Origin of the sequence: Oribacterium sp. HCP3S3_B9, from assembly GCF_052064255.1 — a bacterium.
GTDB lineage: Bacteria > Bacillota > Clostridia > Lachnospirales > Lachnospiraceae > Oribacterium.
The window spans coordinates 13,196-32,970 of the sequence record NZ_JBQHVY010000016.1 but is presented as its reverse complement, the minus strand read 5'-3'; the positions used below and the strand labels follow the sequence as shown (position 1 = coordinate 32,970).

The 19,775-nt window shown below is 53.7% G+C and carries 22 protein-coding genes; 2 read left to right on the top strand and 20 right to left on the bottom strand.

The annotated features are described in order from the left end of the window. Positions 1–223: 223 nt before the first annotated feature. From ACTNC3_RS08565 to ACTNC3_RS08500, 14 genes are all read right to left on the bottom strand, one after another. Complete coding sequence (locus ACTNC3_RS08565) at positions 224–1,171, bottom strand: aldo/keto reductase (RefSeq protein ID WP_441227144.1); 948 nt, start codon at positions 1,169–1,171, stop codon at positions 224–226. A 217-nt stretch (positions 1,172–1,388) separates the two neighbouring features. Further along, positions 1,389–2,054 carry an HAD family hydrolase gene (locus tag ACTNC3_RS08560; protein WP_441227143.1) on the bottom strand — a complete coding sequence of 222 codons (666 nt, stop codon included), beginning with the start codon at positions 2,052–2,054 and terminating at the stop codon, positions 1,389–1,391. 188 nt (positions 2,055–2,242) lie between these two features. After that, positions 2,243–3,247: a hypothetical protein gene (locus ACTNC3_RS08555; protein ID WP_410043823.1), complete on the bottom strand. Its 1,005-nt coding sequence runs from the start codon at positions 3,245–3,247 to the stop codon at positions 2,243–2,245. A gap of 163 nt (positions 3,248–3,410) precedes the next feature. Then, positions 3,411–3,689 carry a type II toxin-antitoxin system HicB family antitoxin gene (locus ACTNC3_RS08550; protein WP_441227142.1) on the bottom strand — a complete coding sequence of 93 codons (279 nt, stop codon included), beginning with the start codon at positions 3,687–3,689 and terminating at the stop codon, positions 3,411–3,413. Positions 3,690–3,711: 22 nt separating this feature from the next. Beyond that, on the bottom strand, positions 3,712–4,167 hold the full coding sequence (locus ACTNC3_RS08545) for a DUF1284 domain-containing protein (RefSeq protein ID WP_410043821.1): 456 nt from the start codon (positions 4,165–4,167) through the stop codon (positions 3,712–3,714). Between the two features lie 782 nt (positions 4,168–4,949). After that, positions 4,950–5,711, bottom strand: coding sequence for an SDR family NAD(P)-dependent oxidoreductase (locus ACTNC3_RS08540; RefSeq protein WP_441227141.1), 762 nt, complete (start codon positions 5,709–5,711; stop codon positions 4,950–4,952). A gap of 192 nt (positions 5,712–5,903) precedes the next feature. Continuing rightward, entirely contained in the window at positions 5,904–6,572 is a 669-nt protein-coding gene (gene deoC / locus ACTNC3_RS08535) for a deoxyribose-phosphate aldolase (RefSeq protein WP_441227140.1), read from the bottom strand. A 285-nt stretch (positions 6,573–6,857) separates the two neighbouring features. After that, the gene (locus ACTNC3_RS08530; RefSeq protein ID WP_441227139.1) at positions 6,858–8,054 is read right to left on the bottom strand and encodes a phosphopentomutase; all 1,197 of its coding nucleotides are present in this window, start codon (positions 8,052–8,054) and stop codon (positions 6,858–6,860) included. A gap of 345 nt (positions 8,055–8,399) precedes the next feature. Next, on the bottom strand, positions 8,400–9,212 hold the full coding sequence (locus tag ACTNC3_RS08525; protein WP_441227138.1) for an alpha/beta fold hydrolase: 813 nt from the start codon (positions 9,210–9,212) through the stop codon (positions 8,400–8,402). 292 nt (positions 9,213–9,504) lie between these two features. After that, entirely contained in the window at positions 9,505–9,906 is a 402-nt protein-coding gene (vapC, locus tag ACTNC3_RS08520) for a type II toxin-antitoxin system tRNA(fMet)-specific endonuclease VapC (RefSeq protein WP_441227137.1), read from the bottom strand. Further along, positions 9,903–10,133, bottom strand: a complete 231-nt coding sequence (gene vapB / locus ACTNC3_RS08515) for a type II toxin-antitoxin system antitoxin VapB (RefSeq protein ID WP_410044193.1) — start codon at positions 10,131–10,133, stop codon at positions 9,903–9,905. The genes vapC and vapB overlap by 4 nt, the downstream gene beginning before the upstream one ends. Next, positions 10,111–10,323, bottom strand: coding sequence for a hypothetical protein (locus ACTNC3_RS08510; RefSeq protein WP_441227136.1), 213 nt, complete (start codon positions 10,321–10,323; stop codon positions 10,111–10,113). Before ACTNC3_RS08510 ends, vapB begins: the two co-directional genes overlap by 23 nt. A gap of 33 nt (positions 10,324–10,356) precedes the next feature. Next, positions 10,357–10,956, bottom strand: coding sequence for a transposase (locus ACTNC3_RS08505; RefSeq protein WP_410044192.1), 600 nt, complete (start codon positions 10,954–10,956; stop codon positions 10,357–10,359). A 730-nt stretch (positions 10,957–11,686) separates the two neighbouring features. Then, the gene (locus tag ACTNC3_RS08500) at positions 11,687–12,166 is read right to left on the bottom strand and encodes a YbaK/EbsC family protein (RefSeq protein ID WP_410044191.1); all 480 of its coding nucleotides are present in this window, start codon (positions 12,164–12,166) and stop codon (positions 11,687–11,689) included. Between the two features lie 632 nt (positions 12,167–12,798). Between ACTNC3_RS08500 and ACTNC3_RS08495 the strand changes: the two genes are divergently transcribed. Then, entirely contained in the window at positions 12,799–14,565 is a 1,767-nt protein-coding gene (locus tag ACTNC3_RS08495) for a nucleotide sugar dehydrogenase (protein WP_441227135.1), read from the top strand. A gap of 170 nt (positions 14,566–14,735) precedes the next feature. After that, on the top strand, positions 14,736–15,845 hold the full coding sequence (locus ACTNC3_RS08490) for an NAD-dependent epimerase/dehydratase family protein (RefSeq protein ID WP_441227134.1): 1,110 nt from the start codon (positions 14,736–14,738) through the stop codon (positions 15,843–15,845). A gap of 149 nt (positions 15,846–15,994) precedes the next feature. Here ACTNC3_RS08490 and ACTNC3_RS08485 read toward each other — a convergent pair whose 3' ends face one another. The 6 genes from ACTNC3_RS08485 to ACTNC3_RS08460 all read right to left on the bottom strand — a co-directional run bounded on the left by ACTNC3_RS08485 (position 15,995) and on the right by ACTNC3_RS08460 (position 19,393). Continuing rightward, a complete protein-coding gene (locus ACTNC3_RS08485; protein ID WP_441227133.1) occupies positions 15,995–16,402 on the bottom strand; it encodes a type II toxin-antitoxin system VapC family toxin in 408 nt (135 codons plus the stop codon). After that, on the bottom strand, positions 16,386–16,628 hold the full coding sequence (locus ACTNC3_RS08480) for a type II toxin-antitoxin system Phd/YefM family antitoxin (RefSeq protein ID WP_410044198.1): 243 nt from the start codon (positions 16,626–16,628) through the stop codon (positions 16,386–16,388). Before ACTNC3_RS08480 ends, ACTNC3_RS08485 begins: the two co-directional genes overlap by 17 nt. Before the next feature lie 101 nt (positions 16,629–16,729). Continuing rightward, positions 16,730–16,957 carry a hypothetical protein gene (locus tag ACTNC3_RS08475; protein WP_441227132.1) on the bottom strand — a complete coding sequence of 76 codons (228 nt, stop codon included), beginning with the start codon at positions 16,955–16,957 and terminating at the stop codon, positions 16,730–16,732. Positions 16,958–17,069: 112 nt separating this feature from the next. Next, positions 17,070–18,287 carry an ATP-binding protein gene (locus ACTNC3_RS08470; RefSeq protein ID WP_441227131.1) on the bottom strand — a complete coding sequence of 406 codons (1,218 nt, stop codon included), beginning with the start codon at positions 18,285–18,287 and terminating at the stop codon, positions 17,070–17,072. A gap of 403 nt (positions 18,288–18,690) precedes the next feature. Beyond that, the gene (locus ACTNC3_RS08465) at positions 18,691–18,987 is read right to left on the bottom strand and encodes a HEPN domain-containing protein (RefSeq protein WP_441227167.1); all 297 of its coding nucleotides are present in this window, start codon (positions 18,985–18,987) and stop codon (positions 18,691–18,693) included. An 88-nt stretch (positions 18,988–19,075) separates the two neighbouring features. Continuing rightward, a complete protein-coding gene (locus ACTNC3_RS08460; protein ID WP_410044095.1) occupies positions 19,076–19,393 on the bottom strand; it encodes a nucleotidyltransferase domain-containing protein in 318 nt (105 codons plus the stop codon). Positions 19,394–19,775: the final 382 nt, after the last annotated feature.

The following is a 19,775-nucleotide window of genomic DNA, read 5'->3' as shown; positions in this document are numbered from 1 at the left end:
AACGCCATTATGGTAGTCCTTTTTCGGCTTGAAGATTCACCAAATTTGTATTTTTTTCAGGGGCTGTTTTCGCCACTTTTTCGGCGCAGACTTCACAGAATCGACATATTTTCGTTTGGCTTTGGCCAATGCAGGCGGCCTCGAAACAGGTGGCTGCGCGTAAAGATGGATTCGGTCAATACATGCAGCGCCCCTCTGGGCCCTGTCTGCACAATGGTTCGATTCAGATCCCGAACTCCACCAGCGCCTGGTCAAGCGTCGCGATGTCGGCGTCGCTGAGTGTCCAGTCGAGGGCGTGGCAGTTCTCGATCGCGCGGGCGCGGTGCTGTGTGCCGAAGAGGGCCGTCGTGAGGAAGGACTTCTGAAGCGCCCAGTTCACGGCGATCTCCGAGAGCGGTACACCGCCGCGGGCAGCTGAAATCTCATCCATCACGCCGAGAAGCTTCTGCGCCTTGCTCCAGCCCGGCTCGCGGAAGAACTTGTAGAAGCGGTTCCGGCTGTCCATGGTTTCATAGGTCCGGAGCTCGCGGTAACGTCCGGTGAGTAAACCTCCGCCGAGGACGCCATAGCCCATCGTCGCCATGCCGTGTGCCTCTGCGTACTTCATCTCCACCTCACGCTCGCGCTCCAGCATGGAATACTGCACCTGGATGAAATCGATGTCCGCATACTTCGCGGCCTCCTCCATTTGCGCCACACTGTGGTTGGAGAGACCGAGGAAACGGACCTTGCCAGCCTTTTTGAGTTCCATCATTGCTCCGAGCGTCTCCTCCGGTGTCGCATCGTCCTGCGGCCAATGCAGGATGTACAGGTCGATATAGTCGGTCCGGAGGTTTCGAAGCGACGCGTCGCACTGTGCGAGGATGTGGTCGCGCTTACCGCAATGCACGTACTGCCCGTTCACGAAGTCATTGCCACACTTCGTCGACAGGATCACATCCTTCCGAACACCCATCTTCTCGAGTGTCTCGCCCAGGATCCGCTCCGCCGCGCCCGCGTTGTACGCCGGCGCCGTATCGAAGATATTCACACCCTGCTCAAACGACGCCCGGATCGCATCCATCTTCGTCTCCTCCGGATTCTGATCCCAGCCCGCACCGCCGATGCCCCAGGTGCCGAGACACAGCTCCGAAACCTCCAGCCCCGTCTTACCAAACGCCTTATATCGCATGTTTTTCCTCCTCTAGTTTATGGGGTCTGACCCCATTAAATTTTTCTAAACAGAATCTGAACAGAAGTTTATGGGGTCTGACCCTATTAAATTTTTCTAAACAGAATCTGAACAGAAGTTTATGGGGTCTGACCCTATTAAATTCACCAAATGAGATTTTTGCCAATTTGATACAGCATTGGCGCAGGCAGGTGCCGATGGCGCAGGTGCATCAAGCTTACAGCAGCTCCCTGTAGGTCTCGATCACCTGCGCGGCGCCGAGCGCTCGAAGTGCCTCCGGGTCGGCCGTCCCCGCCACAGCGATGACCTTCGCCGCACCGGCCGCCACTGCAGCCTGCACCCCCGACTTCGCATCCTCGAATACATAGCTTCGATGGATGTCTGCGTGAAGCTTCTCCGCCGCGCGCAGGAAGATGTCCGGCGCCGGCTTTCCTGGGAAGCTGTGGTCGTTGTACGTCACCTGCTCGAGCGTGAACCAGCGCGCAAGGTCGATCTGTCGGAAATAAAACTCGACATTTTCGATCGGCGACGAGGTCGCGATCCCAAGCTTCACGCCCGCGGCCTGCAACCGGTCCAGAAACTCTGGCAGCCCGTCCCGTAGCTGATAGATATCTGCATGCGAAACGCAGATCTCCCGGTAGGTCTCCTCCTTCTCCTCGACGAGCTGCTTCACCTCCTGTTCGCTGAGCCCCTCCCCGAGGAAATGCCGGATCGTCACATCCGCATGAATCCCGTGGATGTACCGATCGAACTCCTCCTCCGTGAGATCCCGCCCGAGATGCCGCTTCATAAACAGACTCCAAGCCTCGTTATGGTAGATCTCATCATTCACCATCGTCCCATTATAATCAAAAATCACCGCTTCTGGATATTCCATCATCATTACACCTCCTATAACAGCACCTTGGCTGTCCTGCTTTCACTACACCAGCACTTTCCGCTCTCCAATGCAAACGCCCTGTCGATCGTCACTTCGGGGGAGTTTATGGGGGCAGAGCCCCTTAATTTTTCCTTACGATGCTTCAGAAATTCTTAATGGGGTCTGACCCCATTAAATTTTTATAAAGTCCCTCATCGTCCCATCTTCGCTTTCACCTTCTCCGGCACGTCGATGATACCGAAGCGGTAGAACATCGCGTAGATGTAACTGATACCGCGGATGTCGCCGAGGTCCTTCGGGCGCTGGATGACCGGCACCGTTGTTTTCTGCGGTTGCGGCTCCTGTTTCCCGAAATCTGACATCACGCCGAGCTCTGCTGAATTCCGCCCATCCGGCATCTTCCCAAGTGCCAGCATCGCCTGCTGCCCGGAATCTGACATTCCGCCGAGCTCTGCTGACTTCTTCGTTCCCGACACCTTCCCGAGCGCCAGCATCACCGAGCTCCACGCAAGACTTTTGCTCTGCGCGCGGCGATCGATCCAGAGTTCCCGCGTGAACTCGCCATTCCGTCCACGCCGCAGCTGATAGCTGAACCCGAGCCCTGACCAGGTCTTAAACTGCGCGCCCGCGTAGGCCTGCACCACGCCCCAGAGGTTCTCCTCCGTCGGTGCTGCCCGCCACTTCTTCATCGCGCGGTAACGCCGCTGCCGCTCCGCCCCGGCGCTGATCTTCTCGACGCTGTCCGTCGCCGCAAAATACACGCCCTTCTCATACGGCAGGTACGAGTTCACCGACGGAATCGAGAGCCGAAGCTCCTCCGCCGTCGCCTGCACCGCCGCCCGGTAGTCCTGCCGCGCCCGGTACGCCTCAAACGTCGCCCGTACCTCCTCCGCGATCTCCGATTCGTACACCTCCGCCGTGATCAGCAGCTTCCGCACCTTGATCGGATTCAGCGCAAGCTCGTCCGCGATCGCCTGCAGTGACTGCCCCGCATCGTACAGCTCCACTGCTGCGTCCATCAGCTCCTCGAGGTTTCGCCCCGCATCATAGTCCGGCCGCTTCCGCTTCCTGCCACCGCCCGGCCGCCGCTTCCGCACCCTCGCCGCTTCCGCACCCGCGGCCAATGCCTCCTGCTTCACATCTTCACCTCCACCGATCGGCTCTACGCTTCCGCTACGTCGTCTTTCCGTCGCCACTACGCTCTCGCCTCTTCCACCATTGAACTCTCGTGTCATCACTATCTATATATCATATCACAAACAAAGCCGTATGGAACATCCATTCCACGCGACTTTTTTGTTCCGGCTTCGCAGGCGTCACGCGAAGGTCCTGTGCTACCGGCGGAAACATTGGCCGCGGTCAGCCGAACGAATCGTACTGCTCGTCGCGCGGCATGACCAGCGCGAGGTCGGTTTTCTCCTCGCCGTCGGCGGTCTCGACATCCATCAGCAGAGTCCGCGTCGGCAGATCCATGTCCGTCTCGAGCTCGGTCAGGATGTAATTCACGCCCGCTTCGCGTGCCTCATCCAGCGCCTCGTCGAGTGTCCCACCCTCACCGAAGCAGTCCTGCAGGTCCACGTAACGCACGTTGTAGCCCGCCGCCGTCTTCTTAATAATCGCCGGAAAATAGTATGTCATTTGCATTCTCCTTCGTTCACATCTAACGCTTGTTCTTCATAGCGCTTTGCCATCCACCACCCGCATGTCGGCGCTGGTCCGGCAGCGCTGGTTCTTCCTCCATCCGCGCTGCGGCGATTTCCTTACAGAGGGCGAGCCACTGGCAGTCCGGGCAGGCCTCGTCCAGGCGATGCAGACTGATCGGGCAAGTCGCATCCGTGAACGCGCGCCACGTGAGCCGCTGCCCGTACTGAAATCCGGTCAAGCACAGCACATTTTCATCAAAGAGTGGCGGATGCGTCGAGGTACAGCCCTCGCCACGCCGATTCGGGCACTTCGCGCAGAGATCATCTGCGCCCCGCGTGATGCAGATTTCCGTCTCTGGCTCTGCCATCAGCCGCGCCTGCATCGCCGCCATATTCCGACTGAACTCGTCTGAGTAGCCCTTACCCCTGAAATTCAGAAGACAGACACCATGATGTGGTCGTAAATGAATCATCGCTTCGCTCCTTTTCGTCCTGATCTTATTCTCACCAAATCATAAATCACCCGCGGCATTTCTCCTAGCTCTTTTTTCGGAAAGACGTGCTGAAAAAGAACGGTGGACTGATCAGTCCACCGTTCGCTCCTTATATATCCGGGGAAGCTATGATTTTAAGCATACTGTACACGCAGGGCTTATTTCAAAAACTGTGTATACCGATTTCTCTGCGAAAAGCAAAAATCAACAGTCAAAATAGACACAGCCGCTTTGATTCTGGAATCGTGTATATTTAATCGACAACGGACATAGAAAATCAGCTGCAGATTTCGATTTTTATATACACGATTTCTGAAACAGATTTTCCGTGTATAGCTTTACTTCTGACTCCCTCTCCGAAGCCTGAATTCCATATACACGATTTTTTGAAATGTTTATTTGTGTATATTCCCCCTCCAGCTGTGATTCCAGAGCACAAGTAATATATACATGGAGCTGTAAAAGACTTGATTGTGTCTATTGGCGTTCGCGATAAAGGGATTTTGTCAGGTGAAGCTGCTATACCGCGTGCTCTCTAAAGACTCACCATGCCTGGGCGCACCGTAAAAAGCGCGCCGCTTCTGCGACGCGCTCACTTTTCGAATTTGAAATCACATGCGGTCTGAAAATATTCCGTCGGGGCATCGTCTTCGTAGCCTTCTGGCGACGGCGCGCCACTTCAGGATGGATTTCATCCCTCCGCGCCAGCATATCGTCCTTACAGCATGACCAAGATGCGCCGTCGACGGTCACGCCTGTCCTTACGGCATGATCGAGTTTGCACCGTCGACGATGACGCTCTGGCCCGAGAAGTAGCAGGAATCCGGGCCTGCGAGGAAGGCGATGACCGGTGCGATATCCTTCTCCGGGTCACCGAAACGCTTCATCGGGTTCAGGTTCACCTGCTTCGCGTACTCCTCCGGGAACTTCTCCGCCCAGGCCTTTGCGGCTGGCGATTCTGCGCCTGGGAGGACAATGTTTACACAGATGCCGTACTGCCCCCACTCCTTGGCCGCGATCTTCGTCAGTCCGCGCAGCGCCTCCTTGTTCGAGCCATACGCGAGCTGTCCGGCGATACCAAACATACCGGTCGCCGACGCGAAGTTAATGATGCGGCCCTCGTGCTGCTCCTTCATATAAGGGAACGCCGCCTGCATATAGTTCAACGAACCGATCACGCCACTCTGCCATGCCTTCAGCATATTGTCGTAGCTCGTCTCCTCGACCGGCGAAGACGGCACGATCGCCTGAGCATTATTCACGACAACATCGATCGTTCCATACTTCTCGACGGCCGCCTTCACGACCTCATCCACTCTCGCTCTGTCCGCAGAGTCACAGCTCATCGCGAAGCCCTCTCCGCCAAGTTTCTTGATTTCTGCGATAGTCTGCTCGATCGGCTCCAGACGACGCCCCGTCGCGATGACCTTCACGCCCCTCTTCGCGAGACAAAGGGCGATGCCCTTTCCGATTCCCTGTCCCGCACCCGTCACGATCGCTACCTTTTCATTTAACTGCTTCATGTGCCATAGACCTCCTATATCATAATATATCGATTATATTAGTTTATGGGGTCTGACCCCCTTACGAAATTCTTAAGAAAAAAGCGGCGCCTCCGAGGGAGGTGCCGCGAGTGCGTGCGTTTATGAGGCCACGCTCTGGTGTCGAGCCCCGCCCCAGTATGGTGCGGGCTATGGTCATCACAGATGAAATTTTCAGTAGCCGGCGCCGTTGTCGTTGTTCTTCATGATCTTCACGAGGCGGCTGGTGCCGAGGCGGTCCGCACCGAGGCTCATGAACTTCTCGGCGTCGTCGAAGGAGCTGATCCCGCCGGCGGCCTTCACCTTCACGCCCGGGCCGACGTGCTCATGCATGAGCTTCACGTCATCGAAGGTTGCGCCCGCAGTGGAAAAACCGGTGGAGGTCTTGATGAACTCCGCGCCCGCCTTCGTCACGATCTCGCACATCTTTATCTTCTCTTCCTCTGTGAGGAGGCAGGTCTCGATGATGACCTTCAGGATATGCCCATCGCAGGCCTCGTGGATCTTACGGATTTCATCCTCTACTTCATCGTATCTTCCATCTTTCAGGAAGCCAATGTTGATGACCATGTCGATCTCCGCTGCCCCGTTTGCGATGGCGTCCTTCGCCTCGAAGACCTTCGTCGCGGTCGTGCTGTAGCCGTTCGGGAAGCCGATGACGGTGCAGATCGGGAGTCTGCCATCGACGTAGTCTGCAGCCTGCTTCACGTAGGCCGCCGGGATGCACGCCGACGCGCAATGGTACTTGATGCCATCATCGAGGATGGTCTTTATGTCTGCCCAGGTCGCAGTCTGGGTGAGCAGGGTGTGATCTACAATCTTTAATACATCCGTGGTGTTCATTTAGTTTTACCTTTCTTTTCATTCGTTAAAGTTCCACCAGGGGACTCGGAGGGCCGGCAACTGAAGCACAGTACTCCGATGCCGGTGAAACCTAAGCCAGGAACCCTAAGCGGCACTAGGCCCTCTGCAATCACAGAGTTTTCCTCATGAAAACTCTGCGTTGCAGTGGGTTCCAATGAGAGATAACCCCAAGTGCCACTAAGGGGACCCGGCTTGATTTCACACGTCCTCTCCGTATGGCTTCTGTTGCCGGTACTCCGTAGTCCCCTTAGCTGAACTGTTTCATTAATTCAGTTTATCGAGAATCGAGTGGCCGATCGTGCCGTCCGGCATGGCGATGCCGAAGTTGTCCGTGATGGTGGCGCCGATCACGGCGAAGGTGTCGGCCTCCACCAACGCGCCCGGTGTCTGCATTGACCGCGAGTACGCGAGGAACGGCACCTTCTCTCTCGTGTGGTCAGTGCCTGTGTAGGTCGGGTCGTTGCCGTGGTCCGCGGTGATGATCAGAAGGTCGTCGTCCCGGAGCGTGTCCAGCAGCTCGCCGAGCTTCACATCGAAGCGCTCGAGCTCCTCACCGTAGCCGACCACGTTGCGGCGGTGGCCCCAGAGCGCGTCGAAATCCACGAGGTTCACGAAGCAGAGACCCTCGAAATCACGCTGCGCGATCTCGATCGTCTGCTCCATGCCGTGCACCGAGCTCTTCGACTTGTTGGACTCGGTGAGGCCCTGGCCATCGAAGATGTCGAAGATCTTGCCGACGGAAATCACGCTGAGGCCCGCATCCTTCAGTGTATCGAGCGCCGTTCTGCCGTACGGCTTCAGCGCATAATCGTGGCGGTTGCTCGTGCGCTTAAACTCGCCCTTCTTCCGTCCTACATACGGGCGGGCGATGACACGGCCGACCTTCCACTCATCCTTCATCGTGATCTCGCGGGCGATCTCACAGCAGCGGTACAGCTCGTCAATCCCGAAGGTCTCTTCATTGCCGCAGATCTGCAGCACTGAATCCGCCGAGGTGTAGACGATCATGTGCCCCGTCGCGATCTCCTCCTCACCGAGCTCGTCGAGGATCTCCGTGCCGCTGGCCGCCTTGTTGCCAATGATCACACGTCCGGTTCTGCGGGAGAGCTCGTCGATCAGCTCCTGCGGGAAGCCGTGCTCCGTAAAGGTCTTAAACGGCTTCGTGATGTGCAGCCCCATCATCTCCCAGTGCCCCGTCATCGTGTCCTTGCCGTTGCTCGCCTCGCGCAGCTGTCCGTAGTACGCAAGCGGCTTCTCCGCCGGCGCGACGCCATGAAGGCTCTTCAGATTCGCCATGCCGAGCCTCTGCAGATTCGGGATCTTCAGCGCATCGAAATGCGCCGCGATGTGGCCGAGGGTATCTGCCCCCGCATCACCGAACGCCGCGGCATCCGGCATCGGCCCAACCCCCAGCGAATCGATTACAATCGTAAATACTCTTCTATATTTCTTCGCGTTCATACGCATACCTCCTTCGATCGTCAGGTAGCAACCCCTGAAAATCAGGGGCTTACAATACACTCCGATTATAGCAGATGTGACGCCGACGCGCAGTAAAACTCTGCGCGGCAGTTTATGGGGTCTGACCCCATAAACTTCTGTTTAGATTTTGTTTAGAAAAATTTAATGGGGTCAGACCCCATTACGAAATTCTTAAGATGCGCACGAAAACGGGGCAAACGTTCAAGCGGATCGAAAATCCGGTCAAACGTTTGCCCCCATTGTATCACTTTACGTGACTATACATTACGTTACTTTTGTTTACTTCATTTTAATTTTCAGCTGCTGACGCCCATCATCTACTGTTTAATGCGTCCCTACGAATTCTGCTACAAGCCTGTTAAACTTGTCGGCTTCATCCCAAAACAGCATGTGTCCGGAATCCTCGAAGAACACGGTCTTCGCACCCGGGATGTTCTCGCCTACCCAGGCGCTGCCATGCCAGTCGAACACCTGACTCTGCCGTGCGACGCAAACCAGCGTCGGCAGTTTGATATGAGGAATGAAATCACGCCAGTCGAGGTTCGTATGATCGCGCATGATTTCGATCCGAGCGTACGGAGGGCACTTATTCGCCTCGGCCGCCAGCATTGCCCCATCCTCCGGGTCAGGCGCATGATGCAGACATCCGGTGATGAGTCCGGCTGCCGACCCCACCGGATCCGCCTGTATACCACAGCAGAGCCTGATAAATGTCTCCACATCATAGCAGCTCTTCTGTCCCCACTGCCAGTCCGGGCTCACGTACTGTGCCGGCGACTGATCCACGCAGATCAGCCCACTCAGCCGGTCCTCGCCAAACAGCTCGATATAGCTCCACCAGATCGACGCTCCCATCGACCAGCCGAGTCCTGTGACGTCCTGAAGATCCAGATGCTCCAGCAGATTTCTCACGTCCATCGCATATCTCGAAATCCTGTGACTATGCAGCACCTTCTCCGACTCGCCATGGGCCCGCAGGTCCATCGTAATCACCTTACACGACTTTGCGAGCTCCTCCACGTTCTTCTTCCAGAACTTCGTGGAGCAGGTCCAGCCCGGCAGCATCAGCAGTGGCCGACCCTCGCCCCTCACCTCATAATAGATCTCGACACCATCATTGGTACGAAATGTGCTCATGTTAAAACCTCCTTATCACGAACGATATTTGATACCACTATTGTACCATGATTTCCTCGCCCGTGAAGCCCCATGGCTGACTCATCCTAAGCCGTTTTCGCCAATGCACTCGCCCGAAGCATCGTCGCTCCGCGACAGTTTATGGGGTCTGACCCCATAAACTCCTGTTTAGATTCTGTTTAGAAAAATTTAATGGGGTCAGACCCCATTACGAAATTCTTAAGATGCTTGCGAAAACGGGGCAAACGTTCAAGCGGATCGAAAATCCAGTCAAACGTTTGCCCCCGTCACATTACTTCGTCCAGTCTTCCACTTCCAGTTCGTTCACCCGGAAAAACTCTCTCGTATTATTCGTCACCAGAATCAGCCCGCGTGATCTTGCGTGGCCGGCGATCAGCATATCCATCGGACCGATCGGCGTTCCCTTTCGTTCCAAATCCGCACGAACCGCCCCATATTTCTCTGCTGCATCACTGTCAAAGGGCAGAATCGAAATAGCCGATAAGAACAGCGTGATCGCCGCACGGTTACGCTCTACCGCCTGACTCTTCTCTACACCATGCATCAACTCCCCATACGTGATGGAGGAAATGCACATATCGTCCGGCTCATGACACAGAAAAGCCTTGATCACCTCCGGCGGCTTGTGCTTGATCGTGTAGATACAGATGTTTGTATCCAGCATATACTTCATATCACTTCCCGCTCCTGTACTACCGGCTGTTCCCTGCCATCACACATGAAGTCATCCGAGAACAGCTCCAGTCCACTCAGGAACCCGGCCCACTTATGATTCTTCGGCATCAGTATAACGACGTCACCGACTTTATTGATCGCCACCTCGTCACCATCGAAGCGGCACTCCTTCGGAAGTCGAACCGCCTGACTACGACCATTTTCAAACAATTTTGCTGTCATCATGATACCCCACCTCCTTATGCCTTAAGTATATACCATGATATATACTAAGTCGAGCTTTCTCATTCAGCCCTGTACTTTTTTTCAATCTGGCACTGATACTTTCAAATGCTTCCTCAATTTCCACACCACGTCCAGCTTTTGCATCTGCCAGCCCTGCTGCCATTCTCTGGTCAAATTCCGTCCTGGTCAACGTCTCCACCCCTTCTTGCCGGATGCCATCCCTTCACACCGGAAGCCACATTTCGTCTTCCTTCATGTCCGTCTGGATCGCCTCCTCATCCTCCGCGTACCGTGCCTGCGCCTCCACCAGTTCACGATATTCCGCCGCGCCTTCCGCAAAAAACGACAGCGTTTTATCTGGGGTCACGATGCCATCATTCCACATATCCATGATCGTGATATAGGAGCTCCAGCGATACTGCTCCGGCCGGTCCACGATCTTCGCCTTCACTGGATTCAAGTGGATGTAGCGACTCGTCTGCAGGAAATAGCCATCCGTTTTCACCAGACAGGACACATAGCGCCCCTCGAAAACATGCCCCTTGTAGCCGTAGCGCCGGTTATAAAACATCGCATACCTCTCTGCAAGGCTCTTCATAAAGAATCCTATTCCAATGTCTCCAGTTTCGACCAGGAGATGAAAGTGATTGTTCATGAGACAGTATGCGTGAATTCGGCACGCCTTCTTCTCCGCCTCGCTCTCCAGGATCTGCAGAAAGATCTTAAAATCCATCTCATCCTGAAAAATCACCTGCCTGCGAATCCCTCGCTCCATCAGATGATATGTCGCGCCCGGATACCACTCACGTCGTTTTCTAGCCATAAAAGCACCTCAAAAATCAATTAATATTTCTCTCCATATTTATCAAATAAACTCAGGGACTATCTGTCTACTAAACAGGACAATCCATAAAAATATGTCTGCCAAATGGGTTGCGCTTCATCTGCATCCAGAATATGGGGGAAACTAAAATTTTCCGTGTCCACAGTTATGGATACAGTACAGTGTTGACTGTCCAAATTCATGGCAGATCATGAATCCGTAGTAATGGTTGTCATAGGGAAAGAAAGCGTCGTTGAGTCCAAGGTCTACCACGGAGCAGAACTCCAGATGGCAACACGGTCAACCTGTTTATCCGCTCAACGACTCTAAAGAATATAAGCTCATTCTATCACGAAGATCCCGAAATGTGTATGGTCGTCAAACAGACTATATTCCCCGGTTAACCACACGATTTTCCGTCATTTTTCAAAATCACTTTATAAAAAATTAATGGGGTCTGACCCCATAAACTCCAGTTTAGACTCTGTTTAGAAAAATTTAATGGGGTCAGACCCCATTACGAAATTCTTAAGATGCGCACGAAAAGGGGGCAATCGTTCAAGCGGATCGAAAATCCGGTCGAGCGATTGCCCCCAGTGCATCACTTTACGTGACTATACATTATGTTACTTTTGTTTACTTCACTTTTTCAGCTGTCGAGGCCCGTCATCTACAGTTTTGATGCGGACTTACGAATTCCGCTGCAAGCTTGTTAAACCAGTTTATAGAGTCAGACCCCCTCTTCCCAGCCTTTGCAGATGTCACACCAGCCCTTCGGCTCCGTGATTTTCTCCAGTTCCTCCGGTGTGAGCTTTACGGAGGTGAATCCGTTACCGCCGGCCGGATGGACGTACGCGAAGCGCTTCATCGAGATGTCGAGCCAGATCGGAATCTCCTCCGGAACTGCAAACGGACACACACCGCCCGGCTGAAATCCGGTGATTTCCTCCACCTGCTCGCGCGGAATCATGTGCGGCTTCGTATGAAACACCGCCTTAAACTTCGAGCTGTTCACCTTTCCGTCGCCCGCCATGACCACGATCACCGGCTTCTCATCCACGATAAACGACAGCGTCTTCGCGATCTCCGGCTCCGAACAGCCGATCCGCAGCGCCGCATGCTCCACCGTATCGATCGTCTCCGCATGCTCCGTCAGCCGATCACCGAAGCCCTTCCGCTCCAGAAAATCCTTCACCTTCTCGTTTATCATCCGCGCCACACTCCTTCGCGCATCCGTTCGGTCACCCTCACAGACTGCCCGCTATCTATCTAGAATATACATCATGTCATCAGCCATCACTATACCCCCGATCGCCCGATTTCGCCAATACGATTTCACTATCGTTCGTGATAGATCCAGCCTATATATACCTGGAGTTTATGGGGTCAGACCCCATAAACTCCAGTTTAGATTCTGTTTAGAAAAATTTAATGGGGTCAGACCCCATTACGAAATTCTTAAGATGTTATTCTGAATAACGTTCAAAAGTAGGTTTCATCTTCCATCCTTCGCCTTTCCGCAAGTTCGCAGAAACTTTTTTTCTTGAATTCTTGTCTTTCCATATCTCATGCACTATACTGTATGTGTTTTAACCTACGTCACGCCGCAGGCGAGCACGTTACTCAAAGTAACACACAGTGCATCTGCAGATCACCGGTCTGCCACTCCTGCCTGCCAATGCACCCGCCCGGAGCCTAATCACTCCGCGGCAGTTTAGATTCTGTTTAGGAAAATTTAATGGGGTCAGACCCCATGAAGTTTTCCTTACGAAATTCTTAAGCCGGCTGTAAGGGGGTCTGACCCCATTAAATTTTTATAAACTTTCAGAATCGAGGGTATATATGAAGAAGCTTTCTACTCAGAAACTGGCGGATACGATCACGTCACTGCGGAAGTCACAGAAGATTTCGCAGCAGGAGCTGGCGGATCGTACTGGTATCAATCGTGCGCTGATCTCTCGGATCGAGGGGCAGGCTTTCACGCCGTCGATCGAGCAGCTCGAGCAGCTCGCGGGCGCGCTGCACTTCGATCTCTGCGATATGTTCGAGGACGACAGCATCCACCCGCTCGCGCCGGTGTCTCCGATGAACATCGTGGTAGCCGGAACGGGCTACGTCGGTCTGTCGCTCGCGACGCTGCTCGCACAGCATAATCACGTCACCGCAGTCGACATCATCGAGGAGAAGGTGCAGGATCTCAATGCCTGGATCAGCCCGATCCAGGACGAGTACATCGAGAAGTTCTTCGCCGAGGCGAAGGCCGGCACTCGCAGGCTCGACCTCCACGCCGTCCTGAACACCGGCCTGCACGCCGACGGCGCCGGCTCTCACACAGCTTCCGCAGCCGCCACCACCCCAGCCAGCGCCGGCACCACCGGCATTGGCCCGCAGAACTCGGCCAGCGCCACCACCCACACCGCTTCCGCTGCCGACACCGCACCGGCCAGCGACGGCACCACCGGCATTGGCCCGCAGAACCCGGCCAGCGCCACCACCCACGTCGCTTCCGCTGCCGACACCGCACCGGCCAGCGACGGCACCACCGGCATTGGCCTGCAGAACCCGTCCGACGCTGCCTACGCGTCCGCGGATCTCGTCATCATCGCGGCACCGACGAACTACGACAGCAAGAAGAACTACTTCGACACGAGCGCCGTCGAAAGCGTGATCGAGCAGGTTCTCGCGTGCAACGACCACTGCTACATGTTCATCAAGTCCACGATCCCGGTCGGCTACACCGCCTCGATCCGCGCGAAGTACGGCACCAGCCGCATCCTCTTCTCCCCGGAGTTCCTCCGCGAGTCGAAGGCCCTCTACGACAACCTCTACCCGTCCCGGATCATCGTGTCCTGTGACGAAAACGACCCGGCCTCCGTCGACGCCGCGCACCGCTTCGCCGCCCTCCTCCAGGAAGGCGCGATCAAAACCGGCATCCGTACCCTCTTCATGGGCTTCACCGAAGCCGAGGCCGTCAAGCTCTTCGCGAACACCTACCTCGCGCTCCGCGTGTCCTACTTCAACGAGCTCGACACCTACGCCGAGACGAAGGGCCTCAACACCCAGCAGATCATCGACGGCGTCTGCCTCGACCCGCGCATCGGCGACTTCTATAACAACCCATCCTTCGGCTACGGCGGCTACTGCCTCCCGAAGGACACGAAGCAACTTCTCGCGAACTACCAGGACGTCCCGGAGAACCTGATCCAGGCGATCGTCGAGAGTAATCGCACCCGGAAGGACTTCATCGCAGACCGCGTGCTCGAAATCGCCGACGCATATGAGGCCAATGCAGGCTACAACAAGCAGCAGGAGGCCCTCCAGGAGGAAACCGTCGTCGGTGTGTATCGCCTGACCATGAAGGCGAACTCCGACAACTTCCGCCAGTCCTCGATCCAGGGCGTCATGAAGCGCATCAAGGCGAAGGGTGCCCGCGTCATCATCTACGAACCGACCCTCGAAAACGGCAGCACCTTCTTCGGAAGCCGCGTCGTTAACGACCTCGCCGAGTTCAAGTCCGAAAGCCGCTGCATCCTCGCAAACCGCTACGACACCGTCCTCGACGACGTCCGCGAAAAGGTCTACACCCGTGACCTCTTCCACAACAACTGACCCCGCCGAAAATTTAATGGGGTCTGACCCCATTAAATTTTTCTAAACAAATTCTAAAGTTAGAGTTTATGGGGTCAGACCCCCTTACGAAATTCTTAAGATGGGCCAGGGCAACCACCCCGAGCCAATCACCCCCGGGGTCTGAACCCCATCACATGAATATGGAAAATATGGATAACACAGAGAACACAAAGAAATCAAAGAAAATAGAGAAAACCAGCGTATCCCTCGACGGAAAATCCATCCTCGTCACAGGCGCAGCGGGCTTCATCGGCTCGAACCTCTGCGCGCGGCTGCTGCGCGACACGCAGAGCGCGACGATCGTCGGCATCGACTGCATGACCGACTACAACCCGCTCGAGCTGAAGGAGTACCGCCTCCGGAAGGTCGAAGAGGCCGCGCAGTCCTCAAAATCCCACTGGGTCTTCATCCGCGGCGACATCGCAGACAAGCCACTCATCGACGAGCTCTTCGCGACCTACCGCTTTCACGTCCTCGTCAACCTCGCCGCCCAGGCCGGCGTGCGCTACAGCATCGACCACCCGGACGTTTACATTCACTCGAACCTGATCGGCTTCTACAACCTCCTCGAGGCCGCGCGCCACGACGACGCAATGGAGCACTTCGTCTACGCCTCGTCCTCCTCCGTCTACGGCGGCAACAAAAAGGTCCCGTTCAGCACCGACGATCCGGTCGACCACCCGGTGTCACTCTACGCCGCGACGAAAAAGAGCAACGAGCTCATGGCCCACGCCTACTCGAAGCTCTACAACATCCCGTCCACCGGCCTCCGCTTCTTCACCGTCTACGGCCCGGCCGGCCGCACGGACATGTTCTACTTCTCCGCGACGAACCGCCTCGTGAAGGGCGACAGCATCCAGATCTTCAACTACGGAAACTGCAAGCGCGACTTCACCTACATCGACGACATCGTCGAAGGCATCACCCGCGTCATGGGCGGCGCACCTGAGAAGCAGAACGGCCCCGACGGCCTCCCGATCCCGCCATACGCCGTCTACAACATCGGCGGTGGCACCCCGGAGAACCTCCTCGACTACATCACGACCCTCCAGGAGGAGCTCGTCCGCGCCGGCGTCCTGCCTCCGGATTACGACTTCGACGCCCATAAGTCCCTCGTGCCAATGCAGCCGGGCGATGTGCCTGTCACCTACGCGGACAGCACCGCCCTCGAAAGGGACTACGGATTCCGCCCGGAAATCAACATCCGCCAGGGCCTCCGCGCCTTCGCCGAATGGTATAAAGCCTTCTATATGTCATGACGCAACAGCGACCGTCGCTCTACGCCTACCGCCACTCGTCCGGCCAATGCAGACCGCGGTCACGGGCTCACCGACTCGAAGAAGCTCGTCAATGGGGTCTGCCCCCATCACGACATCCGTTGCCTGCTTTCCTCCGCGGGCACCGGATTTTAGATTCTTGCCAGTAGCTCGGATGGAGTAAAAGCCATCACCCTGCTCTGCGTAAAATCTTTAAGGTTTCTCGTAATAATATAGTCGGCATGGATAGCTTCTGCTGTTGCGCTCTGAACAGCATCCTCAAAGTCTTTCCACTTCATGGTTACTGCCCTTTCCAGAACAGCCGGACTAAAATCAGCAAACTCAAATATGAGACTCAGTTTGCGGAAAATCTCTGCAATCTGGTCTGGAGTCATCTGCCTGCGCATGACATACATCATATTGGCATAGGTCAACGTGGAAATGTATCCCCTTGCCTGTTCTGTCTCACACAGCTTCCAGATCATAGAGGAGTCTTTTACGAATTCCGGACGGTTAATCAGCACATCCAGAATAACATTCGTGTCAATCAACAGAACCATATTTCGTCCTCATGCTTTCTGCCTTGACTTCATCCAAATCATAGTCTTCTTTCAGAATTCCAGTAAGGGAATCTGTAAGATACGACACAGTGGCATCCTTCGGAATGAAACGTCCGACTTCCCGGCCATTCTTCGTCACGATAATTTCCTGCCCTGACATTACAAGGCTTAAATACCTTCCGAAATTATTCTGCATTTCGGTTGCAGTTGCGGTCGCAGTAATCATAACAGCACCTCCTTATTAGCTAATTTTATTATATGATATTTTAGCCAATTCATAAAGCCCTATCAAAATTTTCATCTTGTTCCGTCCAATGCAGACCGCGGTCACGGGTTCATCGACTCGGAGGAGCTCGTCACCCCAAACACCTTACACACTTCCCGGTAGCTCTCCACGTCCCCGACGTCATACCGCTTCCCCGGCATCACGAACGCGTGCATCGGCACCTGCCGGCTCAGCCACGCCGCGGAGCTTCCCGGCGCGTCCGCGCCGCAACCTGCGGTCAATGCTTCCGGAATCCGCATCACGTCCTCCCAGCGATAAAACGTCAGCACAGCTAAATCGTCACCATAGTTTATGGGGTCTGACCCCATTAAATTTTTCTAAACAAATTCTAAACTTGGAGTTTATGGGGTCAGACCCCCTTACGAAATTCTTAAGATCATCTCACGTCAACAGCCAGTCGATGACGTTCACGACCTTTATGCCCTCGTAGTTTCCGAGCGAAAAGCGATCCAGCGTCAGCACGAACTTTTCATAATTATCCTGAATACTCCGCAGTGGCCTCATCTCCCGCTCAAACGTTTCCTCTGCGGTCATATCCGCCGTCACCTGATAATAGGTAATCACGCCATCCTTCTGCGTCACGAAATCGACCTCAGTAGAGCCATATTTACCGATATTGACCTTGTATCCTCGTCTGGCAAGCTCCAGATAAACGACATTCTCGATCGTAAATCCGAGATCATATCGTTTTCTCGGAAGAATGTGGTTTCGGATGCCCATATCCACCATATAGTACTTCTGGTTGATCTTCAGAAGCTGCTTTCCTACGATGTCAAATCTCTCCACAGGATAAAAAACGAAGGACTCCGTTAAGGCTTCCACATAATCACTTACCGTATTCTGCGATACCTTGCGCCCCGACGAGATCAGATAGTCGGTGATGCTTTTCATCGACACCGGGCTGCCGATCACGCTGGCCAGATACCGTGCGATCGTCTTCAGTAAAGTGATATCCGTCACCTTACGTCCACGCCCCTCCACTTCTCTCCGCTCCTGCCGCTGCTCGATATCCTTTACGATCACTGTGTTATAGATCCCCTCCAGATACTGATCGATTTTCTCGTCCGTCCGATCCATCACTGCAACATACGGAATCCCACCAGTCTTCATGAACTCTGCAAAGGCATCCTCCTTCGCCATCCCCGTCACCGTCATATACTCACGGAAAGAAAGCGGCAGCATCCTGATCTCTATGTAACGACCTGACAGAAGCGTCGCAAGCTCACTTGACAGCATATATGCATTGGAGCCTGTGAGATATATGTCCACACGCTCTCTGATATACAGACTATCTACCACCTTCTCAAACGAAGGAACCTCCTGAATCTCATCCAGAAAAATGTAGGTCATCTTCTCAGCGCAAAGCCGTTCCTTCAAATACTGATACAGTTTCCTGTAATCCTTTAAATCCTCGTAATCCAGGTTTTCAAAATTGATCGAAATAATCTGATCCGGTGTGACACCATGTGCCAGAAGCCTATGCTGATACTGCTCCAGAAGAACAGACTTCCCACAGCGACGAATTCCGGTCACGACCTTTATCTGCTGCTCATCCTTCCATGCCCACAACTGATCCAGGTATTCCTTACGCTCAACCATAGACGCACCTCCTTTTCTCCAGTATGGCACATCCCCTGCCGATTTTCAATTTATTTTCCCATTTGGGAAAACATTTGTGTATTTTCATCTATTTTTCTCATTTTGGCATCTTCTCGTTTTTCCACTCATCTGCCTAAACTAAGATTCCTTTCGCCAATGCAGCCGACCACCTCGTCTTCACTTCTCATCAACTTTTCGTCCCCTCAACACCCGACATACACTTCGGTAGCTCTCCACGTCCCCGACGTCATACCTCTTCCCGGGCATCACGAACGCGTGCATCGGCACCTGCCAGCTCAGCCACGCCTCGAAACTTCCCGGAGCGTCCGCACCGCATCCCGCGGCCAATGCTTCCGGAATCCGCTTCACGACCTCCCGACCCCTGTTGATTTCATCTGGTATTCTATTCTTTCTGCTCCACAATTTTCTCTGCCCAACCTACAATTTCTTTTGCATATAGTAACGCATCTCGTACATGTCGTTCTTCAATGTCAAGTTCATTTGGATACCGTACTGCGATTCCATATGGCGTTAATGCATCCGCATAATCATAATACTTCTCTGGAATTTCCACCTTGTTCTTTATTTGCTCCAGATGAAATGAGAGATTGTGTTTCTTCGGCATCCCGCCTTGTGCACCATACGATATAATGATTGCTTTGATTGCTTTCTCTACCGCCTGCTGGCAGTGATAGCAAATGATTTCCTATGGCTTTGGATAGTACTGTTTATCAAGATGCTCCGCTACTCCAAGATCTGTTTTTGCAAACTCAATCCACATGATGTCTTCATGCTCCATATAGCAGCACCCCCTTCTGTACCACCTCACTCTCCACGGAAGCGATTTTTTCTTTTCTGTCTTCAAATGTCTTTTCCGTATTTACTATGATGTCAACAGATCGCTTTTGCTTATGCCTTATCGCCTTATACGCTTTAGCCGTAAGCCCAAGCATATCCTTTTGCGAATCATCCACAATGATATAAAAATCAAAATCGCTGTCTGCATTCTGTTTTCCTTCTGCAAAAGATCCAAACAAATAGATTCGTATTGGCATTAAGTCTTTAACAAAACTATTTGTTAACTCATTAATCTCAGTTGTAGGCATATGTTTATCCTCCTCCCTTTAAACAAGCTTTTCACCATCACTCCCTTTTAACAGGGACTGGATTTAATATTTATGGTACCCGGCCCTATTGTAGCCTCCCCTTCTAATTGTTTCCTTTAGTATACCATACGCTGTCTATACTTTTGATCACCCCACTTCCCCTCAAACACCTGACCCATTATACTCCTTACTCACGAGGTTGCCCCGCCACCATTTCTTTACTTCTTTATCAAAATCAAATTCTATCGGCTGTTTTTATTAAATATCGTTTTTACAAGTACATTTGTTCTTCTATATTCATAATATTACTATCTACTCAAAAAATCAAGTGCTACTTATGTTGCCTTTCCCTATATTCTTGCTCCTCTTTCACCGTCAAAAC